Origin of the sequence: Pedobacter sp. PACM 27299 (assembly GCF_001412655.1) — a bacterium.
Classification (GTDB): domain Bacteria; phylum Bacteroidota; class Bacteroidia; order Sphingobacteriales; family Sphingobacteriaceae; genus Pedobacter.
Genome location: NZ_CP012996.1, coordinates 5,267,153 through 5,287,108 on the forward strand (window position 1 = coordinate 5,267,153; position 19,956 = coordinate 5,287,108).

Below are 19,956 nucleotides of genomic sequence, written 5' to 3' on the forward strand. Positions count from 1 at the left end.
TTCAGCAACCTAGACCAAACCATAGATTAAAGGCAGAAGATTTTTCTTCTGCCTTTATCATGTGAAAGAAAGCATGGTTATTATATGAAAGAAACCACCGGCATTGCTTAAGATTTCTTATTTTAGCAGCGTAATATGCTACAGAAACTTTCGATCCGTAACTACGCTTTAATAGACAGTGTTGAGTTAAAACTCGACAAAGGTTTAAACATCATCACCGGGGAAACTGGTGCTGGTAAATCCATTATGCTGGGTGCCCTCTCCCTCATTTTGGGACAACGCGCAGAAACCAAGTATTTCTTTAATCAGGAGAAAAAATGTATCATAGAAGGTCAGTTTCTACTGACTGATGATACCCTGCATTCTTTATTTGAAGAGAACGACATTGATTTTTATGAAGAAACTATTTTAAGGAGAGAGATTTCTACGGATGGTAAATCCAGGGCATTCATCAATGATACGCCGGTTACACTTGGCGTAATGAAACAAGTTGGAGAGAAATTGATAGACATTCACTCGCAACACGCGACTTTAGAAATCAATGATCCAGGTTTTCAATTGTCGGTGGTAGATACATTGGCAGATCATCAGTCGCTATTGGCACAATATCGCAAAGGGTACAAACAATACAAAAAGCATTTACAGCATCTTGCCGCTTTGCAAACCGCAGCTGATGAAGCGAAAAGCAGGCAGGATTATGAACAGTTTCTATTTAATGAACTGGAAAATGCAAATCTGAAAGCTGATGAGCAGAGTTTGATGGAAATAGAATTACAAACGCTCAACAATGCGGAGAGTATTAAGAGGAGTTTGGTCAATGCCTATAGTTTACTTTCTGATCAGGAAGTATCGGCATTACCGGTTTTAAAAGAAGTCATTGTTCAGATCCAGGCGATAGAACGTTTTAATCCAGACTATGCCTTGCTCAATGAACGTCTTCGTTCTGCATTGATTGAATTGAAAGACATCGCTGCAGAAACTTTAAACCTCGAAGAAAGCACCGTTTTTAATCCTTCCAGAATTGAAGAGATCAATAACAGGCTTGATGTGATTTATACTTTAGAACAAAAACATAAAGTCAATAGTATTGAAGAGCTGATGGGCATTCATCAGAAGCTTTCCGATAATTTAAACAATTTACTAAGCAGCGATGAAGAAATTGATCGTTTAAACCAGGAAATTGCTCAGTTGAAGGAGCAATTGGAGCAAATGGCAGCGACTTTATCAGCAGATCGCGGTCAATCTATCATTGCGACCGAAAATCAAGTGGCTGCTGTATTGCAATTGGTAGGGATGCCAAATGCAAAAATTAAAATTGTAAAGACACCTTTAGAGGAGCTGAATAAGGATGGGAAAGACAATGTGGTCCTGTTGTTTTCTGCAAATAGCGGTCAGCCGCCAGCTCCGGTAGGCAAAGTGGCATCTGGCGGGGAACTTTCCAGATTGATGCTGGCCTTGAAATCAATTATGGCCAAACATACGGCATTGCCTACTTTAATTTTCGACGAAATTGATACAGGGATTTCAGGCGAGACCGCTTTACGTGTAGGTGATGTGATCGGTGATCTGGAGAAAAATATGCAGGTGATGTGTATCACCCATTTGCCGCAAATTGCAGCTAAAGGAGAGGCACATTATTTTGTTTACAAAAATGAGAAAGGGGTGCGTCCTACTACAGGAATCCGCAGACTGGCTCCGGAAGAGCGCATTCATGTGATTGCAGAGATGCTGAGCGGCAAAGATCCTGGTCTTCCGGCCATCGCCAATGCGAAGGAACTTCTGGGGTATTAAATTCAGGGAAATTATTTGATTTTTCTTTCTAGTTTATCAAGCTTTAGCTACATTAGTCTATGACGAAATGGTTGCGCTTTTGTAGTTTATTCTTATTCATAGGGCTGAGTAGTTACGGCCAAAACAGTTTTAACATCTCGGGAATTATCCGCGACAAGGAAGGGAAACCTATTCCTGGTGCCGGCGTTTACCTGAGTAGTTATAAAATGGCGACGGTCACGAATAATGAGGGTGAATTTGTGCTCCCAGGTCTGAATCCGGGCAACTACGACGTGTTAATTGAGATGATGGGTTACCTTCCGCTCAGCAAAAATGTAGTCATCTCCAACAAGTCTGCCAAAATTGCGGTGATACTGCAGGAGAATACCATTCAACTCCGGGAGGTCGTGATTAAGGCCGATCCGAATCGGGATCGATACATTAAAATATTCCTGCAGCAATTTATAGGAATGACCCCAAATTCCGCACAGTGCAAGTTATTGAACCCTCAAGTCCTCCAAACAGATTATAATAAAGTTGAAAATGTATTGACGGTTACTGCAAATGAGTTCCTGATTATTGAGAACAAATCACTGGGTTACCGCATTAAATACCTGCTGAATAACTTTGAGCGGGACTTTAAACGCAATATTGTTTACTATTCTGGCTTCCCTACTTATGAAGATCTACCCGGATCAAGAAATCAAAAGAAGAACTGGGCTAATAAAAGGGAGATTGCTTATTTAGGTTCTTCCCAGCACTTTTTCCGTTCCTTGTATCAGAACAGCACTACTGCTGATGGTTTTATCATTTATAAACTGGCAAGAGTCCCCAATAAAAACCGTTATCCGGATAGTCTGATTGATGCAAAACTGAGGCAACTTTTCAAGCCTGGAAACCCCATCACCAGGTTAGACCTTGTTTTTGCCAAACCCGGGAACTCTCCTTTAAATGATTCTATTGCTTATTGGCGTAAACAGCAAGCTGTACCAAAAACAATAGAAATATTAAACCGGGCGGAAATCCGGTCTGACACTTTGGTGAAAACAATAAATAATGATTTGAAAACGATTAATTTCAGTGATGAACTTTATGTGATCTATACCAATGAAAGGGAAACCAAGGAGTATACTGAAACGTCTAACCATGCGATCAATCGTCCATTAGATATTCCAAATTATCAAATTTCCACTATTGTATTGCTTCAACCTCCTATTAAATTTTATATGGATGGTGGCACGTACAATGCACAATCCTCACTTTTCAGTGGTTTTTGGGCTTATGAAAAGATGGCAGATACTGTACCCCGGAATTACATCTCTACAACAACGGCTAAATAGCGATTTGCTAATTACTAATATTATTAGTAATTTTAACTAATGATATTAGAGGAAGAGGCCGGAGAAAGCTATTTTAAGGGTAGAGGTGCACAATTCAACCCTCACAACAGGTTTGCAAAGGATAGTTATGTCAAAGAACATCAGGAGGGAATAGACGAATGGGAAGAAACAGACCATAAAACTACTTTTATCTTTGGTCAGAGCAAATCTATTGTCAACAAAGTGGACAGTCCAGATGTTGGGATGGCTTATTCTCTGAATCCTTACCAGGGATGTGAACATGGCTGTACTTATTGTTATGCCCGTAATGCACATGAGTATTGGGGCTTCAGCGCTGGACTTGATTTCGAGCGTAAGATTGTGGTGAAGAAAGATGCACCGATGCTCTTTAAAAAGTTTCTGGAGCGTAAAGGCTGGGATGCTTCCGTTATTTCTCTTTCTGGCAATACGGATTGTTATCAACCGGCAGAACGCCAATTTAAAATTACCAGACAGTTGTTAGAAATTGCGCTGGAATACCGTCAGCCGATTGGGATGATCACGAAAAATTCTCTTATCCTTCGCGATATGGATATTTTGTCGGAGATGGCAAAGCTAAACCTCTGTATGGTTTATGTATCGATCAACAGCTTAAATGAGCAATTAAGACAAAAGATGGAGCCCAGAACAACTACTGCCAAACAAAGATTAAAAGTAGTGGAAGAGCTGAGTAAAATGGGGATTCCGATGGGTGTGATGGTTGCGCCACTTGTTCCTGGTTTGAGCGACCATGAGATTCCAACCATCTTGAAAACGATTGCCAATGCTGGTGCACGTTCGGCAGGTTATACAGTGGTTAGACTCAATGGGGCTATTGGTGGTATTTTTGAAGATTGGCTTCGTAAAAATTACCCGGATCGGTTTGAAAAAGTATGGCATCTGATCCAGTCTTGTCATGGAGGGAATGTGAATGACAGCAGGTTTGGGGAAAGAATGAAAGGTGATGGTCATATTGCCAAGCTGATCAATGACAATTTTAAGCTTCATTGTCGACTGAACCATTTAAACGAAGAGCGTTTTAAACTGGACTCCGGTTTATTTAAAGTTCCCGGAACCCAGTTTAGTTTGTTTTAGGCTAGCGCTTTATTTTAAGCCAAAAAATTATCTACTTCACGGTAAGCCTGGATCACGCGCAGTTCTCCTTCTTTGCCTGGTCTGGAATTGCCATGTTCCATTCCCATAACTCCTTTATAACCTTTTCCATGAATGTGTTTGAATAAATTCTTGTAGTTGATCTCTCCGGTAGTGGGTTCTTTTCTTCCTGGATTGTCTCCAATCTGGATGTAAGCAATTTCGTCCCAGCAGCGATCCATATTTACGATCAGGTTACCTTCTGTTTTCTGCATGTGATAAATGTCGTAAAGGATTTTGCAGGACGGACTGTTAACGGCTTTACAAACGTTAAAAGTTTCGTGTGTTTGCTGCAGGAAAAGTTCCGGAGTATCACTTAAGGTTTCCAATACCATGATCAGACCGTGTGGTTCAAAGATCTCTGCTCCTGCCCTCATCGCGTCTACGACATTGGCCATTTGATTTCCATAAGGCAGTCTACGTTCATAAAAACCGGGAACAACCGTGAGCCATTTGGCATTACAGCGTTTTGCTGCTTCCACAGAACGCTTGCAGGTATCGATGAATTTATCTTTAAATTCCTTTTTGCCGGTCGTCAGGGAAGTTTTCCAATTGTCGCCACCATCTACTACAAAGACGCCCATGGTCATTCCCAATTTGGCCAATAGTTCAGCAATTTTGGTTTGTTCCTCTAAAGATCTTCCAAGGTAACCGTTATCTTCTATTGATCTGAATCCCTGATCATGCATAAAACGAATCTGGTCCAGAAAATTCTTACCTGCATTATTGGCAAACATCCCTTCATGCGGTGCATAGTCCAGGTTAAATGTTTTCCCTGCTGCTCCATTAAATGAATTGGCTGCAGCAGGATCTGCCACTGCATTCACAGCTGATCCGGTTAACAATGCTCCGGTAGCTATAGCAGTATTTCTTAAAAATTCTACTCTGTTCATGATTAGTATTTTAATAAGGTATTGAATAGTTATTTAATTAAAATCATTTTTCTGAAGCCATTAGTCAGGGTATCGGCTACACTTCCATCTTTACGATGGTAAATCAGGTAAGCTTCCATTCCTTTCTTACGGGCTACAAAAGCTAGGGCTTCTTCTACGCTCATGGCCATTACTGCATTGTCATATCCATCGGCGGTAATGGCATCTTTTGCGAAAATTGTGGCACTGATCAATTGATTATCCAGGGGATAACCTGTTTTAGGATTGATCAGGTGGGCAATTTTCCCTTTTCCACGCTGCAGGTATTTTCTATAGTTTCCTGAGGTAGTGATGGCTCCGGTACTAAAACTGAGTACATGTCTGATTTCCGGCTCATCGATACTGGATGCTGCTGGTCCTTCAATACCTATCCTCATGACCGATCCATCAGGTTTTGGCCCTTCTACCCTAAGTTCTCCACCAATTTCTACAATAAAAGAGCGGATTCCTTTTTTCAGAAGATAGTCTGCCACCACATCCACACTGTATCCCTGGGCGATGCCGTTCAGGTCTATGGTCATGGCTGGCTTTTTCTTTTTCAGGTAGTTTCCTTTTAGGCTCAGGTGGTGCATGCCTACATTTTGCAGTAGCTGTTTTATCCGGGCAGAATCCGGAAAACTGGTCACGGGTTTTGGGCCAAAGCCCCAGGCTTGCACCAATGGTGCGACGGTTACGTCAAATTTTCCATTTGTTTCCCGGTAGACTTCAAATGATTTTCGCATTACCGCAGCAAAATGATCATCTATGCGCATCCCAGTCTTGCTCCTGTTAAACTGGCTGATCTGGGAATAGGGTTTATAGAGCGACATAGAAGAGTCGATCTTGATCAGGATGCTGTCAATTGAAGCTTTTGTGACGATGCTATCAGTCGCGAAATATTTAACGGAATAATCTGTTCCCTGAGCATAGCCATGAATACTATACTGCTGCTGATCTGCTTTCTTTGTAAGCAGCGAGACCAGCAGCGGTAATAATAGCAAAGCCGATTTATGAATTCCTGCCACCAGCAGTTCCGACTTAAATTATTTTAGATTTCCCCGGAGTTGGGATTGGGTATAGCCCATTTGCATCCGGCATTAGTTTTGGATTTGCAGTCCAGCTCAATTCATCCGGCATCAGGCTATTGTTGGCCTGTAAAGCTTCATCCCATTTAATCGTTTGTCCGGAATAAGTAGCATATCTACCTACGATGGCTGTGAAACAGCTTTTCGCACCACGTTCTGCATCAGCAAATTTATAGTCTCCTTTTGCGATCGCTGCAAATAACTCATCATGTTCTGTCTGGTAAGGATTTGCATTTCCTTTTGTTGGGTGGCTAAACAATTCTTTTCCTTTCAGGTCCCAAATTACGCCATTGTTTCCTGCCGATAAATAGGTACGCCCTTTTGTCCCCTGAAATGTTTCATCCACACGGTTGGCAATACCTTCAAAATGGCGGCATTGGCTGTAGATGACAGCACCATCGGCATAGGTTAATTCTACTGCATGGTTGTCATAAATCTCGCCGTAGTCTTTGCCTGTTCTCCAGGCGCGGCTACCCGTTCCCTGAACAGAAACCGGATAAGCATTTTTCACCCAGTTGGCAATATCAATATTGTGTACGTGCTGTTCTACGATATGGTCTCCGCATAACCAGTTGAAGTAATACCAGTTTCTCATTTGGTATTCCATTTCTGTTTGCTGTGGCTGACGTTTTTTTACCCAAACACCACCGCTATTCCAGTATACCTGTCCACTCATTACTTCCCCTATTGCACCATCCTGGATACGTTTTAAGGTTTCTCTGTAATTCGCCTGGTACCTGCGCTGCAGTCCTACGACTACGTTTAATTTTTTCTTTTTAGCCAATTCTGCTGCTGCAAGGACTTTACGGACACCTGGTGCATCTACTGCTACTGGTTTTTCCATAAATACATGTTTTCCTTGTTTCACTGCTTCCTCAAAATGGGTAGGTCTAAATCCTGGAGGCGTCACTAATAATACTACGTCTGCCAGCGCAATTGCTTTCTGATAGCCATCGAAACCAACAAACCTACGTTCTACCGGTACATCAACTTTCTCTTTAAATTTCTCAGAAAGCACTTTATAACTGTTGTCCATGCGATCCTGAAAAGCATCAGCCATGGCTACTAATTTAATATTTTGTTTTGTGCTTAATGCCTGAAAAGCGGCACCAGTTCCACGATCACCACATCCAATCAATGCGATTTTAATCGTATCATCGGTAGAGGAATGGCCTCCTGCAAAGGCGAATTGGTTGAGCATAACGCCCCCTGCCACCAGGGCGGATGTTTTTAAAAAGTCACGGCGCTTGTCGCGTAAATCTTCATTGTTCATAATTTGGTTTGGTTTATATTTGGTTGTTAATATGTGAGTTCTTTTTTAAAAATCAGAGATCACCGGCTTATTGTAATAGGCTTCGATTTCTGCTTTTGAGGGTAGTGTAACAGGTCTAACCAGACGCATTCCTATAAAAGGCGCTTCGGGAAACCACCAGTTACTTTTTGGAATCTGCGGATCCAATTGTTTCCATATCGGATCTGAGGCTAGTCTGGCAGCAGAACGTAATTCTTTTGCGCCATCATCATAGGATCCGCCGCGGATCACATGTGCATACAGCTGATCTGGTATTGCTACCGGGTTTTTACTATTTTCTCCTTTTACGCTGGCGTAGAAATCCGGGCGATATTGGTCGTAAGTCCATTCGCCAACATTGCCATACATATCGTAAAGTCCCCATTGATTCGGTTTTTTCTTTCCTACTTCATGGGTTTTGCCACCGCTATTTTCTTTATACCAGGCATATTCTCCCAGTTTGGAAGCTTCATTACCAAAAGCATAGTCGGTTGTACTACCTGCTCTACTGGCATATTCCCATTCTGCTTCTGTTGGCAGGCGATAAAATACCCCTGTTCTGGCATAAAGCCATTTACAATACTGGATGGCATTGTAATTTGTCATGGCTAAGGCGGGGTGGTTTTCTTTTCCCATTCCAAAAGTCATATCGAGATAAGGTTTAGTTGGACGGGTTACGGCATCTACATTAGCTGGAACGGCGCCGGTACTATGGGTAGTTTCGTAATCTTTATATAAGAAGGGCTCATAAATATCCCAGGTCACTTCAAAAGTACTCATCCAGAAAGGATCGATAGTAACTTTATGCTGAGGCAATTCATCAGCTTTTCCTTTTTTGCTGCCCATCTGGAATTCTCCTCCGGGGATGGCCTGCATTTCGAAGTTTAACTTTGTGCCATCAATCTGTTGGTTATAAGGTTGATGTTTCTCCTGAGCGGAGGCAGAAAAAGCAGCTACCAATAGCGGAACTGCTAATAATTTGTTGAGTTTCATTTATAAGATTTTGATACAATTGATATTTTAACCTAACCTATTCCTTCCCTAAAATAGAAGCATTTACCTAGAAAAAAAAATCTGAGCTCGCTTTAATTAAGAAAATGTGTGAAGTACACACTAAGTTACTGTGAATTCATGCTCCAACAGGTGTTTATACGTCTTTTTTAGAAAGTGTTTTTTTTACAATAAGAAATTAATACCTTGTAAGATCAACCCCTAAACCAAACACAAATGAAAACAAACGACCGTAGAAAATTTCTTAAGGACCTAGGCTTATTGTCTGCAGCTGCAGGTCTGACTTCCGTTATCCCTTTGGATACTTTTGCTTTTGAAAAGAAAGAGTTTTTTCAGATTTCCTTGGCGGAGTGGTCCTTTCACAGGGCGCTATTTGCTGGAAAGCTGACCAATATGGATTTTCCATTAAAAGCTAAAAAAGAGTTCGGGATTAATATTGTAGAATATGTCAGTCCTTTCTTCAATAAGAAAGAGACCGACAAAGCTTATTTAAATGAGCTTAAAGACCGTACGGACAGTGAGGGCATTCAAAATCACCTGATCATGATTGATGGAGAAGGTAGTTTGGGTGATTCTGATGATAAAGCGAGGTTAACTGCAGTTGAAAACCATTATAAATGGATTGATGCGGCGAAATATCTAGGTTGTAAAACCATTCGTGTGAATGCAGCAGGTAAAGGCACAGCTGATGAGGTTAAAACTGCGGCAATTGATGGTTTAGGAAAATTAAGTGAATACGGAAAGAAACAGAAGATCAATGTGATTGTAGAAAATCATGGTGGTTATTCTTCTGATGGAAAATGGTTATCTGCAGTCATTAAGGGGGTAAACAATCCCTACTGTGGTACCCTGCCTGACCTTGGGAATTTCAGGATCAGTGCGGATAAGGAGTATGACAAATACCTGGGTGTGCAGGAGCTGATGCCTTATGCGAAAGGGGTAAGTGCAAAAACGCATGATTTCCTTCCTGATGGAGAAGAAAAAGATATTGACTATAACAGGATGTTTGAAATCATCAAAGCCGCCAAATGGTCTGGAATTGTTGGGATAGAATATGAAGGCAGTGTACTATCGGAAGATGAAGGAGTTAAAAAGACTAAGGAGTTATTAGAGAAAATCAGGCGTAAGTTCTAGAACTTAAATTTTAATATTTTAGCCTACAAAAAAGCGGCTTTTCCTTTCGGAGCAGCCGCTTTTCATTTTTATAGTTAACCAGATATTTATACTAGTTTTTTATATTTCAGACGGTGTGGTGTGACATCACCTAGTCTTTTCTTACGGTTTTCTTCGTAATCACTATAGTTACCTTCAAAGAAGTAAACCTGAGAATCACCTTCAAAAGCAAGAATATGTGTACAGATGCGGTCTAAGAACCAACGATCGTGACTAATCACTACTGCACAACCACCAAAATTCTCTAATGCTTCTTCCAATGCTCTCAACGTATTTACGTCAATATCATTGGTTGGCTCATCCAGTAATAATACGTTGGCACCTTTTTTCAAAGTAATGGCCAGGTGAACCCTGTTGCGTTCTCCACCGGAGAGTACGCCTACTTTTTTCTGCTGGTCGCCACCATTAAAGTTGAATTTAGACACATAAGCTCTTCCGCTTACTGCTTTATTACCCAGCTGAATGTTATCTAAACCATCAGTAATATTTTCATATACTGTTTTATCCGGATCAAGGTCGTTGTGCATTTGATCCACATAACCTAAGGCTACGGTTTCACCTACGCGGAAAGTTCCGGTATCTGGTGTTTCCTGCTGTGTGATCAATCGGAACAAGGTGGTTTTACCTGCACCATTGGGGCCGATAATTCCAACAATACCTGCTGGAGGCAGGGAGAAGCTTAAGTTTTCGAACAACAGCTTATCGCCATACGCTTTAGTAATGTTATTCGCTTCAATCACTACGTTACCCAATCTTGGTCCCGCAGGAATAAACAGTTCCAGTTTATCTTCTCTTTCTCTAGAATCTTCAGAGGCTAATTTATCATAGTTTGATAAACGCGCTTTAGATTTAGCATGTCTGGCTTTTGGTGCCATACGTACCCATTCCAACTCACGCTCCAATGTTTTCTGACGTTTGCTTTCTGTTTTCTCTTCCTGCGCCAGGCGTTTTGCTTTCTGATCTAACCAGGAAGAATAGTTTCCTTTCCAAGGAATACCTTCACCTCTATCTAGTTCCAGAATCCATCCTGCCACATTATCCAGGAAGTATCTATCGTGGGTTACTGCAATTACAGTTCCTTTGTAGTCTTTTAAGAATTGCTCTAACCAATCGATACTTTCCGCATCCAAGTGATTCGTAGGCTCATCCAATAGTAATACATCTGGTTCCTGAAGTAATAAACGGCACATCGCTACACGACGGCGTTCACCTCCTGACAATACACCAATTTTAGCATCCGGGTCCGGGCAGCGCAGTGCATCCATGGCACGTTCCAGTTTATTATCCAGTTCCCAGGCATTACAAGCATCGATTTTATCTTGTAACTCCCCTTGTTTGGTCATCAGTTTATCCATTGCATCTGCATCTTCATAAACTTCAGGTAATCCAAACTGCTCATTGATAGATTCGTATTCTTTCAGGATGGCAGTAATTTCTGCTACTCCTTCTTCTACTACTTCTCTAACGGTTTTATTTTCATCCAGGATAGGTTCCTGCGCCAGGTAACCTACGGTATATCCGGCAGAGAAAACGACTTCTCCCTGAAATGATTTGTCCAAACCGGCGATAATTTTCAAAAGAGAGGACTTACCAGATCCGTTCAAACCGATGACACCAATTTTGGCACCGTAAAAAAAGGAAAGGTAAATGTTCTTTAGAACTTGCTTTTGGGGTGGATAAATCTTATTTACCCCCGCCATTGAAAATATTATTTTTTCGTCTGACATAGTTACTTATTATATTTCATGCCTATAAAAAAGGCGGTTACTTTAATTATTGGATATGGTAATGGAAAACCTCAACCTGATGTTGTTTAGCCGGGGCCAATGACTGCAAAGATAAGGATGTAAAGCCCATTAAAAAATTTGTTTAGCATATATACATTCGATTCCTTGGCGGGCAGGTCAGATATTGATACATATAGATATCTATATATCTTTTTAAATCAGCTAATCACCTGATTAGCAACTACAATAACGAAGTTGTATTTGAGGAAGTTTTAGCACACAATTAAGTTTACAAACGTTGGAATCTAAAAAAGAAGGCCATGATATGAATCCAGGATTTTGTATATTTATGCTGACATATTTGCTTGTGGGTTAGGGAAAGTAACCAATTAAGTCAGTAATTGGTAAGATTCATGAAATATCGGCAGTTCCAACATCCGTTTCCTTCCCAATGGCGTAATTGTTGATAAAATAAAAGAATCGGGGGCTGCCTGATTATAAAACAAATTTTATAGTTTAGAGCATTCCCGATTTAGAAAGGTATATATGGAAGCTAAATTTTCTCCACAAGTAAAAGACGTGATATCTTTTAGCAGGGAAGAAGCCCTGAGATTAGGTCACGATTACATAGGCGCAGAACATCTTTTGTTGGGCCTTATTCGCGAAGGCGATGGTATGGCCATAAAGATATTAAAATCGCTGGGTGTAGACACTTCAAAGCTGCGTCGCTCAATAGAGGACTCTGTTAGAGGTACGTCCAGTGTGACGGTCAATCTGGGAAATATCCCATTGACTAAGCAAGCCGAAAAAGTTTTAAAGATCACGTATCTGGAGGCTAAAATCTTCAAGAGCGATCTGATTGGAACAGAACATCTGTTGCTGTCCATCTTACGTGATGATGATAATATTGCTTCTCAGATCTTATTGCAGTACAGCATCAATTACGAGATTTTCAAACAGGAAGTTGAAGTGAATAAAAACGGTTTCAGAGATGAGACTCAAAACAGTGCTTCAACTGGTGGTGATGATGATTATCGTGAGGAGGAGAGCTTCAGCAGTCCTAAAAAGGTGTCTGACATTAAATCTAAGACTCCGGTATTAGACAATTTCGGAAGAGATTTAACGAAAGCAGCAGAGGAAAACCGTCTGGACCCTATCGTAGGTCGTGAAAAAGAAATTGAGCGTGTATCACAGATCTTGTCACGTCGTAAAAAGAACAATCCAATTTTAATTGGTGAACCTGGAGTAGGTAAATCTGCGATTGCAGAAGGTCTTGCTTTACGTATTGTTCAACGAAAAGTGTCCAGAGTATTGTTCAACAAGCGTGTGGTAACCTTAGATCTTGCCTCTTTAGTGGCAGGAACTAAATACCGTGGTCAGTTTGAGGAGCGTATGAAAGCGGTGATGAATGAGCTGGAAAAATCTACAGATGTGATCCTGTTTATTGATGAGATCCATACGATTGTTGGTGCCGGTGGTGCTTCAGGCTCATTAGATGCGTCTAACATGTTCAAACCTGCATTGGCAAGGGGCGAAATTCAATGTATTGGGGCGACTACTTTAGATGAGTACCGTCAGTATATTGAGAAAGATGGGGCATTAGACCGTCGTTTCCAAAAAGTAATGATTGAACCTGCTACACCGGATGAGACCATTGAGATCCTGAATCGTATTAAAGAAAAATATGAGGATCACCATGGGGTAACTTATACGGATGAGGCGATTAATGCTTGTGTGGCCTTAACTTCAAGGTACATTACTGATAGGTTTTTGCCGGATAAAGCGATTGATGCTTTAGATGAGGCTGGATCAAGGGTACATTTGACTAACATTCATGTTCCTGAGAACATCATTGAGATTGAAAACAAGATTGAAGAAATCAAGCTTGAAAAGAATAAAGTCGTAAAAAGCCAGAAATACGAAGAGGCTGCTAAATTGAGAGATACAGAAAAGAATCTTTTAGAGGAGCTGGATCGTGCGAAAGCAGAATGGGAAGCGGATACTAAAACCAAACGTTATACCGTAACGGAAGATAACGTCGCAGAGGTAGTTTCTATGATGACAGGTATCCCATTGCAGCGTGTTGGACAAACAGACAGTGCTAAACTGTTGAATATGTATGATACTGTAGCCACGAAAATTATCGGTCAGGATGAAGCGATTAAAAAGTTAACCAAAGCGATTCAACGTACCAGAGCAGGATTGAAAGATCCGAAGAAACCAATTGGTTCCTTCATCTTCTTAGGCCCTACTGGTGTTGGTAAGACTGAATTGGCAAAAGAACTTGCGCGCTTCATGTTCGACAGTGATGATTCGCTGATTCAAATCGACATGAGTGAGTATATGGAGAAATTTGCAGTATCCCGTTTAGTGGGTGCGCCTCCGGGATATGTAGGTTATGAAGAAGGTGGACAGCTGACAGAAAAAGTACGTCGTAAACCTTATGCGGTGATTCTATTGGATGAGATTGAAAAAGCACATCCGGATGTATTCAATATCTTATTGCAAGTATTGGACGAGGGTCAGTTGACGGACAGTCTTGGTCGCAAAGTAGATTTTAGAAATACGATCATCATTATGACTTCTAATATTGGCGCACGTCAATTGAAAGATTTCGGACAAGGTGTTGGTTTCTCTACTACGGCTAAAACAAACCAGGTAGATGCGCATTCAAGAGGCGTGATTGAAAATGCTTTAAAACGTGCTTTCGCTCCTGAGTTCCTGAATCGTGTGGATGACGTAGTTGTTTTCAATACTTTAGGTAAAGATGAAATCTTCAAAATCATTGACATTGAATTGAAATCATTGTTCGGTCGTGTTCATAACTTAGGTTATGAAGTGAAATTAACCGAAAGAGCAAAAGACTTCATCGCGGATAAAGGTTTCGACATCAACTTTGGTGCAAGACCATTAAAACGTGCTATTCAGAAATATCTGGAAGATCCTATTGCAGAAGAAATCTTAAAAGGTGAAATCAATGATGGCGATACGCTGGAAATTGACTACAATAAAGAAGATGATCAGATTGTAGTAGAAAACAAAAGCCCAGGTAAGAAAAAGAAAAAAGAAGAAGGAAGTATTGAATAATACTTTGTTCAAGTAAAATAGATGATAAGGCCCCTGCTGTTGAAAGTAGGGGCCTTATTATTTTATAGGCCTTTAATCCGATAATACTTCAGGGATGGGATTAAGGCCTAAATTATTCCTTATAGAGGACATTACATCTGTACGATTTAAATATTCTCCTTCTATTTCGGAACTTTTAATGGCTTCAGTTAACATCAACTGCAATAATGTTTCCTGCTGCATGGGATCAGGTAATTCATTTAGCATGCCATTTACCTCTCCGGTTTCTACAGCAAATTCGTACCATATTGGTTCTAAGTTTTGCAGCTGATATTTGAAATTTGGCCAATCTGGCAGTTCCCAATTGTATATCATGAGCCGATTAATTTAGTTAATCGGCTCATGGTCGGAATTTCTATGCCTTGTTAAAGAAATTATGGAAGTATAGCAACTGATAAACGATGGCATTTTTCCAATAATCAAAATTATGTGCGCCGGGTCTGACGATATAATCGTGTGGAATATTATGGTAGGTTAAATCTTCATGGAGCTTACTATTAACCCCAAGAAAGAAATCATCCTTCCCACAGTCGATGATTAAAGCCAGTTGATTTGGTATCAGCAGATGGGTCATATTTACGATGCTATTCTGTTTCCATCGCTCTGGATATTCGGCGTAGCTGCCTAATCTTTTGGCGATCTCCCATTTAAGGGGGAAAGGGGTCATGTCTACTCCTCCACTCATGCTTCCCGCAGCACCAAATACATCCTGATGTTTAAAAGCAAGGTATAGTGCTCCGTGACCGCCCATACTCAGTCCGGTAATGGCGCGAGCTTTACGATCTTTTATCGTTTTATATTTGGCATCGATCTGTCCAGGTAACTCCAGACTCACATAAGTCTCATATTTCCATTTGGGATCTATCGGGCTGTCAAAATACCAGCTTGCATAATTTCCATCGGGACACACCAGAATCATTTGAAACTCGTCTGCATACTTTTTAATATCCGGTACATAATTGACCCAGGCATTATAAGTATCATCATAACCATGCAGCAGGTAAACGCTTGGATAACTTTTTTGCTGATCGTAACCTTCTGGCAGGATCACTACTGCTTTAATGTTCTTTTTCATTGCAGTGCTATACGTCTGCAACGTATCTACTTTTGCTGCTTTCGCGGCAACAGGACTGAGCAGGGCTAGTAAGCTTGCAATAAAAAAGTATTTTTTCATCTGTTTGATTAAGCTAATGCATTGGCTGCACCTACTAGTGCCGCATCTTCCCACATCTCACTTTGTCTGATTGCTACAGTTTTATCTTTAATCTTGGCTGTTAGCAGCTCAATAAAATGATCCCATGTCTTTGCGATATTACCACCGATCACGACCACTTGTGGTTGTTCCTGTGCAATAAAATCATTCAGAAAGATACCTAGATTGTCTGAAAATTCTTCAAATATTTCATTTTTCACCGCTTGATCGGCTACTTCCAGCAGGACTTCTACGTTTTTAACTTCCTTGCCGGTGATCTCCTTATATTTTTTCAGGAACCATCTTGTAGAAATATACTCTTCAGCGATGCTATCTTTAAATGGACGGAAGGCCCAGTTCATATCACGGGTGATCCCGCTGCCATTGCTTGTAGAACCCAATCCGGTACCTAAGGTAATCCCGATTGCTCTTTCTTTATCTGCGGCTGCTCCTGAGGCCAGTTCACCTCTTAAAAAAGCCTCAGCATCATTTATGAATACGATATCGGACGCTGGAATTTCCAGACGCTCCGCAAGGATTTCCTTTACATTTACTCCGTACAGTGCATCATATTTTTCCTGGTTCTGCATCATGGAGATCCCTTTTTCATAATCAAAAGGTCCTGGCATAGCAATACCTATTTTAGTACTTTCTCCGTTATTGCGGACAATCAATGCAGAAAGGACATTCAACCAGGATTGAATGATCACTTCTAAAGTATCCATCGCTGCTACTCTTTCCCTTTTCAGGGTATTTTCAATTACCTTAAAAGTTGTGGCATCAACATGGGCAGCAGTAATGTGCGAACCTCCTATATCCACACCTATATAAGGCAGTTTTATTGAATTTGAATTCATTGTACTCGTTCTCTATTTTTTAAAATCTCAGCAAATTAAATAATTACTTTTAGATTATCTAATTGTTATTAAATAGTTTTAGCAGTAATTCAAAACGAGATAATTGATTTTGCTGGCTACTAATTTTCAATTTTAAGCATTTGCTTTCTGAACCGCAATTATAAAAGCGATACCGGCCCGATTTTAGAGCCATACAAGCTCGATCTAAAGAAGGTCTTTAAACAAAACAGCCTGTATTCTTTTAAAAGAAGACAGGCTGTGCCATTGGTTTTAGAAAAGTTATTTCTTGATAATTTTAAATTCAGTTCTTCTGTTGAGCTGGTGTTCCGCATGGCTGCATTTCACACCATTTCCACATTTATTGAGTAACATCGTTTCTCCGTATCCTTTGGCAATGATGCGGGAATGGTCGATCCCATGGTCAATGAGGTATTGTGCCGCAGCATTTGCCCTTTTTTGAGATAACCATTGGTTGTATTGATCTGCTCCCCTACTGTCGGTATGCGATCCAAGTTCAATTGAAATTCCTGGATTTTCCTTTAGAATGGCCAGCAGTTTATCCAGCTCTCTTGCTGCATCTGGCCTAATGTTCGATTTATCGAAATCATAATAGATGTTTTTCAGCACATAGGTTTTACCGGGTTCAAACTTATCTTTATCCAGGAAAGCCTGTATGCTTAGCGTATCAGATTTAGTCAATCCTTTGGTGCTTATACTTTTCAGGTCTTCTGAATATCCTGGTTTACTAAAGGCCACTTTATAGTCCTGATCTTTGGTTAAATTGAAGAAGAAATTTCCATCCTGAGCGGTTGCTTTACTGGCTACCTGTATGCCATTGCCATCGGTTAAGGTCACCAATACCTCATTCAGGCGTGCTTTACTTTGCTGGTCAAATACGGTTCCTGACAATGCCAGTATCATCAGCGGAGGGGTTTGATCAGAGAAGCTGTAAATATCATCGTCTCCAGCTCCTCCCTTTCTGTTAGAAGAAAGATAACCAAATTTACCATCCTTGGTATACAGGTAAAAATCATCGCTGGTGGAGTTCAACGGATACTTCAAGTTTTCCGATTTACTCCATCTCGTTTTCTCACCCGTGCTTTTATAGATATCATATCCTCCCATTCCGATTTTCCCTTTAGAGGCGAAGAACAATGTTCCATCGGGACCTATGGTTGGGAAAGCTTCTTCTTCTTCTGTATTAATTTCTGGACCGCAATTTACGGGTTTGGCCCAGTTGCCGTCTGACTGCTGCTCACTGAACCAGATGTCTGACTTACCGAATCCACCTGGCATATCTGAAGCGAAATAGATTAGCTTTCCATCATTAGAAATGGCAGCATGTCCCAGGGAATATGTTTTTACATCATTGTAAGGAAAAGATTTCAGCTCCCATTTATCACCGTTTTTGCGGGCTGTTAACAATTCCAATCGACGGGTATATAAACGATCTCCGCCTTTTGTTTTATCTAAGGGGATATCTGCCGCAGGTGCTCGGGTGGCAATGGTGACAAAAGCTGCATCGCCAGTGTGATTAAATACGACTGGCCCTACATGGTATTCTGCTTTGGCAGGCATATTGGCTTCCGTCACGATTGGCAGTTCTCCCTTTAACTGGCCATCAGCGGTTGCGCTGAAAAGTTTTAACCAGGGATTTCCATTCCATTTATACAAGTCGCTGCCTTTGGTTTCTCTGGCTAAGGGACGTTCAGAGGTGAATACAAAACCGTTATTGCCATCCGTACTCAAGCCCCAGTCCGCGGCTTTGGTATTCAGCGACTCCATATTTTTAATCTTGATGTCTTTTGGCATTTTGATCCATTTGGCAGCACTATCACAGGAAGCGATCTTTAGAGTTACTTCTTTTGGCTGGCCAGTAATCTGACCATACTTTTCATATTCAGCCTTAGCGAGGTCAAACTTTTCATTTCTTTGCAGCGCTTCTGCATAGTAGTAATGACTTAAAGGGCTGGCTTTCGGATTGGCGACTGTTTTCGCGTACCAATTTTCGGAAGCTTCATAATCATTCATCATCCGATAGCAGGCTGCAAGTTTCTCCAATAGTTTCACATCAGGATTCTTCCGCTCTGCCAATGGCAGATACAACCTGGATGCCGGATAATACTCATAGCGGTTGAAAAATACATCCGCCTGTTGCTTCCTGCTCAGCTGTTCCTGGGCCATTGCCTCATTTCCTAAAAATAGCGCCATTATTCCGATGATCAATAACCTCGTTATGGAACGATCTGGACTTTTAAATGCTGTTGTACTCATATAATTCTGTACCGCTTAAAAATAACGTGGACTTAATACCCTTGCTTTTTTGCCAGGGAAACTCATACTCAATGAAAACTCATGTGATCCGCTTTGGTAACTGGAAAGCTTGCTGGTGGTGTAGTCATAAGAATACCCCAGGCGGAAGCGGCTGCTCATCTGCAGCTCCACAATCCCGGCAATGGCATCACTATGACTCAATCCCTGTTGCAGGTTTTTCTTATCCCATAGGGCGACTCCTGTGCGGTAGGAAGCACCCAGCCAAACCACTTTACTGATCAGCAGGTAGGCGTTTAAATCTAAATTTGTAGGTCCTTTAAAATCTTCTTTCAGCATAAAGCTAGGCTTTAGGTCTAATGATTCTGATAAAGGAATCATGACTCCACCGGTCACATACAGGTGCCGTACCTGGCGCAGTACTTTATAATCTCCTTCGGTAGCGATGTCATCCGTTCTCAATCCGGATAGTAAATCCAGCACCGAGGCACCGATATAAAATTTAGGCGTATAGAAGTAGACACCTACCCGTACATCCGGTCTCAATTTACTTTCATTTCCTATCGGAATCACTCCATCTCCCAAGTCTGTAGAGATGAATTTTGAACCATCCAAATTATACTGAGTGGCCCCTGCTCCGATACCAAAGCTCAATCTTTTGGTGTCTTCCGCATCCAGCTGTAAACGGTAAGCATAATTCACATAAAAGGCAGAGGTATTCTGCGGTCCCAGGCGATCGGTGGAAGCAATAAATCCGAGTCCCATCTTCTTACCTTCCTGATCGGTTAAACCATCAAAAGAGGCTGTTCCAGTACGCGGCGCACCATCAATACCTACCCATTGCGAACGGAAGCTAAAATTAGCGGTCCATTCTTCTTTGTAACCTGCATAAGCGGGGTTGACTGCTAAGCCATTAAAAACATACTGACTAAACTGGATCGTCTGCTGTGCGTATGCACTGCTCATACCAAGTACGAGCAGTGATACTAAACCATATTTCTTTAAATCTCTCATTGAAGCGTCTGCTTAAAA

Annotated in this window: 15 protein-coding genes; 5 read left to right on the forward strand and 10 right to left on the reverse strand. The window is 41.1% G+C overall.

Going from position 1 to position 19,956, the window contains the following annotated elements:
- The first annotated feature begins 135 nt into the window (after window positions 1-135).
- The 3 genes from recN to AQ505_RS22145 are packed head-to-tail and all read left to right on the forward strand — an operon-like array spanning window position 136 to window position 4,223.
- Window positions 136-1,791 (forward strand): DNA repair protein RecN, encoded by a 1,656-nt coding sequence (recN, locus tag AQ505_RS22135; RefSeq protein WP_062550178.1) that lies wholly within the window; start codon window positions 136-138, stop codon window positions 1,789-1,791.
- A gap of 59 nt (window positions 1,792-1,850) precedes the next feature.
- Window positions 1,851-3,110, forward strand: a complete 1,260-nt coding sequence (locus AQ505_RS22140) for a carboxypeptidase-like regulatory domain-containing protein (protein WP_062550179.1) — start codon at window positions 1,851-1,853, stop codon at window positions 3,108-3,110.
- 39 nt (window positions 3,111-3,149) lie between these two features.
- On the forward strand, window positions 3,150-4,223 hold the full coding sequence (locus AQ505_RS22145; RefSeq protein WP_062550180.1) for a PA0069 family radical SAM protein: 1,074 nt from the start codon (window positions 3,150-3,152) through the stop codon (window positions 4,221-4,223).
- A 14-nt stretch (window positions 4,224-4,237) separates the two neighbouring features.
- Here the strand turns inward: AQ505_RS22145 and AQ505_RS22150 are convergent, their stop codons facing one another.
- The 4 genes from AQ505_RS22150 to AQ505_RS22165 are packed head-to-tail and all read right to left on the reverse strand — an operon-like array spanning window position 4,238 to window position 8,560.
- Window positions 4,238-5,173 carry a hydroxypyruvate isomerase family protein gene (locus AQ505_RS22150; protein ID WP_062550181.1) on the reverse strand — a complete coding sequence of 312 codons (936 nt, stop codon included), beginning with the start codon at window positions 5,171-5,173 and terminating at the stop codon, window positions 4,238-4,240.
- Between the two features lie 29 nt (window positions 5,174-5,202).
- A complete protein-coding gene (locus AQ505_RS22155; RefSeq protein WP_157262519.1) occupies window positions 5,203-6,216 on the reverse strand; it encodes an FAD:protein FMN transferase in 1,014 nt (337 codons plus the stop codon).
- Window positions 6,217-6,229: 13 nt separating this feature from the next.
- Complete coding sequence (locus AQ505_RS22160; RefSeq protein ID WP_062550182.1) at window positions 6,230-7,549, reverse strand: Gfo/Idh/MocA family protein; 1,320 nt, start codon at window positions 7,547-7,549, stop codon at window positions 6,230-6,232.
- 45 nt (window positions 7,550-7,594) lie between these two features.
- The gene (locus AQ505_RS22165) at window positions 7,595-8,560 is read right to left on the reverse strand and encodes a formylglycine-generating enzyme family protein (RefSeq protein WP_062550183.1); all 966 of its coding nucleotides are present in this window, start codon (window positions 8,558-8,560) and stop codon (window positions 7,595-7,597) included.
- A gap of 234 nt (window positions 8,561-8,794) precedes the next feature.
- On the opposite strand from AQ505_RS22165, the gene AQ505_RS22170 reads away from it, so the two are divergent.
- Complete coding sequence (locus tag AQ505_RS22170; protein ID WP_062550184.1) at window positions 8,795-9,712, forward strand: sugar phosphate isomerase/epimerase family protein; 918 nt, start codon at window positions 8,795-8,797, stop codon at window positions 9,710-9,712.
- An 86-nt stretch (window positions 9,713-9,798) separates the two neighbouring features.
- Here AQ505_RS22170 and ettA read toward each other — a convergent pair whose 3' ends face one another.
- On the reverse strand, window positions 9,799-11,478 hold the full coding sequence (ettA, locus tag AQ505_RS22175) for an energy-dependent translational throttle protein EttA (protein ID WP_062550185.1): 1,680 nt from the start codon (window positions 11,476-11,478) through the stop codon (window positions 9,799-9,801).
- A gap of 546 nt (window positions 11,479-12,024) precedes the next feature.
- Between ettA and AQ505_RS22180 the strand changes: the two genes are divergently transcribed.
- Window positions 12,025-14,565 carry an ATP-dependent Clp protease ATP-binding subunit gene (locus AQ505_RS22180; RefSeq protein ID WP_062550186.1) on the forward strand — a complete coding sequence of 847 codons (2,541 nt, stop codon included), beginning with the start codon at window positions 12,025-12,027 and terminating at the stop codon, window positions 14,563-14,565.
- Window positions 14,566-14,637: 72 nt separating this feature from the next.
- On the opposite strand, the gene AQ505_RS22185 is transcribed toward AQ505_RS22180, so the two are convergent.
- From AQ505_RS22185 to AQ505_RS22205, 5 genes are all read right to left on the reverse strand, one after another.
- A complete protein-coding gene (locus AQ505_RS22185) occupies window positions 14,638-14,919 on the reverse strand; it encodes a DUF4172 domain-containing protein (RefSeq protein WP_062550187.1) in 282 nt (93 codons plus the stop codon).
- Window positions 14,920-14,959: 40 nt separating this feature from the next.
- Window positions 14,960-15,778 (reverse strand): alpha/beta hydrolase, encoded by an 819-nt coding sequence (locus AQ505_RS22190; RefSeq protein ID WP_062550188.1) that lies wholly within the window; start codon window positions 15,776-15,778, stop codon window positions 14,960-14,962.
- An 8-nt stretch (window positions 15,779-15,786) separates the two neighbouring features.
- Complete coding sequence (locus tag AQ505_RS22195; RefSeq protein ID WP_062550189.1) at window positions 15,787-16,653, reverse strand: ROK family protein; 867 nt, start codon at window positions 16,651-16,653, stop codon at window positions 15,787-15,789.
- Window positions 16,654-16,932: 279 nt separating this feature from the next.
- Window positions 16,933-18,927, reverse strand: a complete 1,995-nt coding sequence (locus AQ505_RS22200; RefSeq protein ID WP_062550190.1) for an OmpA family protein — start codon at window positions 18,925-18,927, stop codon at window positions 16,933-16,935.
- Window positions 18,928-18,942: 15 nt separating this feature from the next.
- The gene (locus tag AQ505_RS22205) at window positions 18,943-19,938 is read right to left on the reverse strand and encodes a PorP/SprF family type IX secretion system membrane protein (protein ID WP_062550191.1); all 996 of its coding nucleotides are present in this window, start codon (window positions 19,936-19,938) and stop codon (window positions 18,943-18,945) included.
- Window positions 19,939-19,956 lie beyond the last annotated feature (18 nt).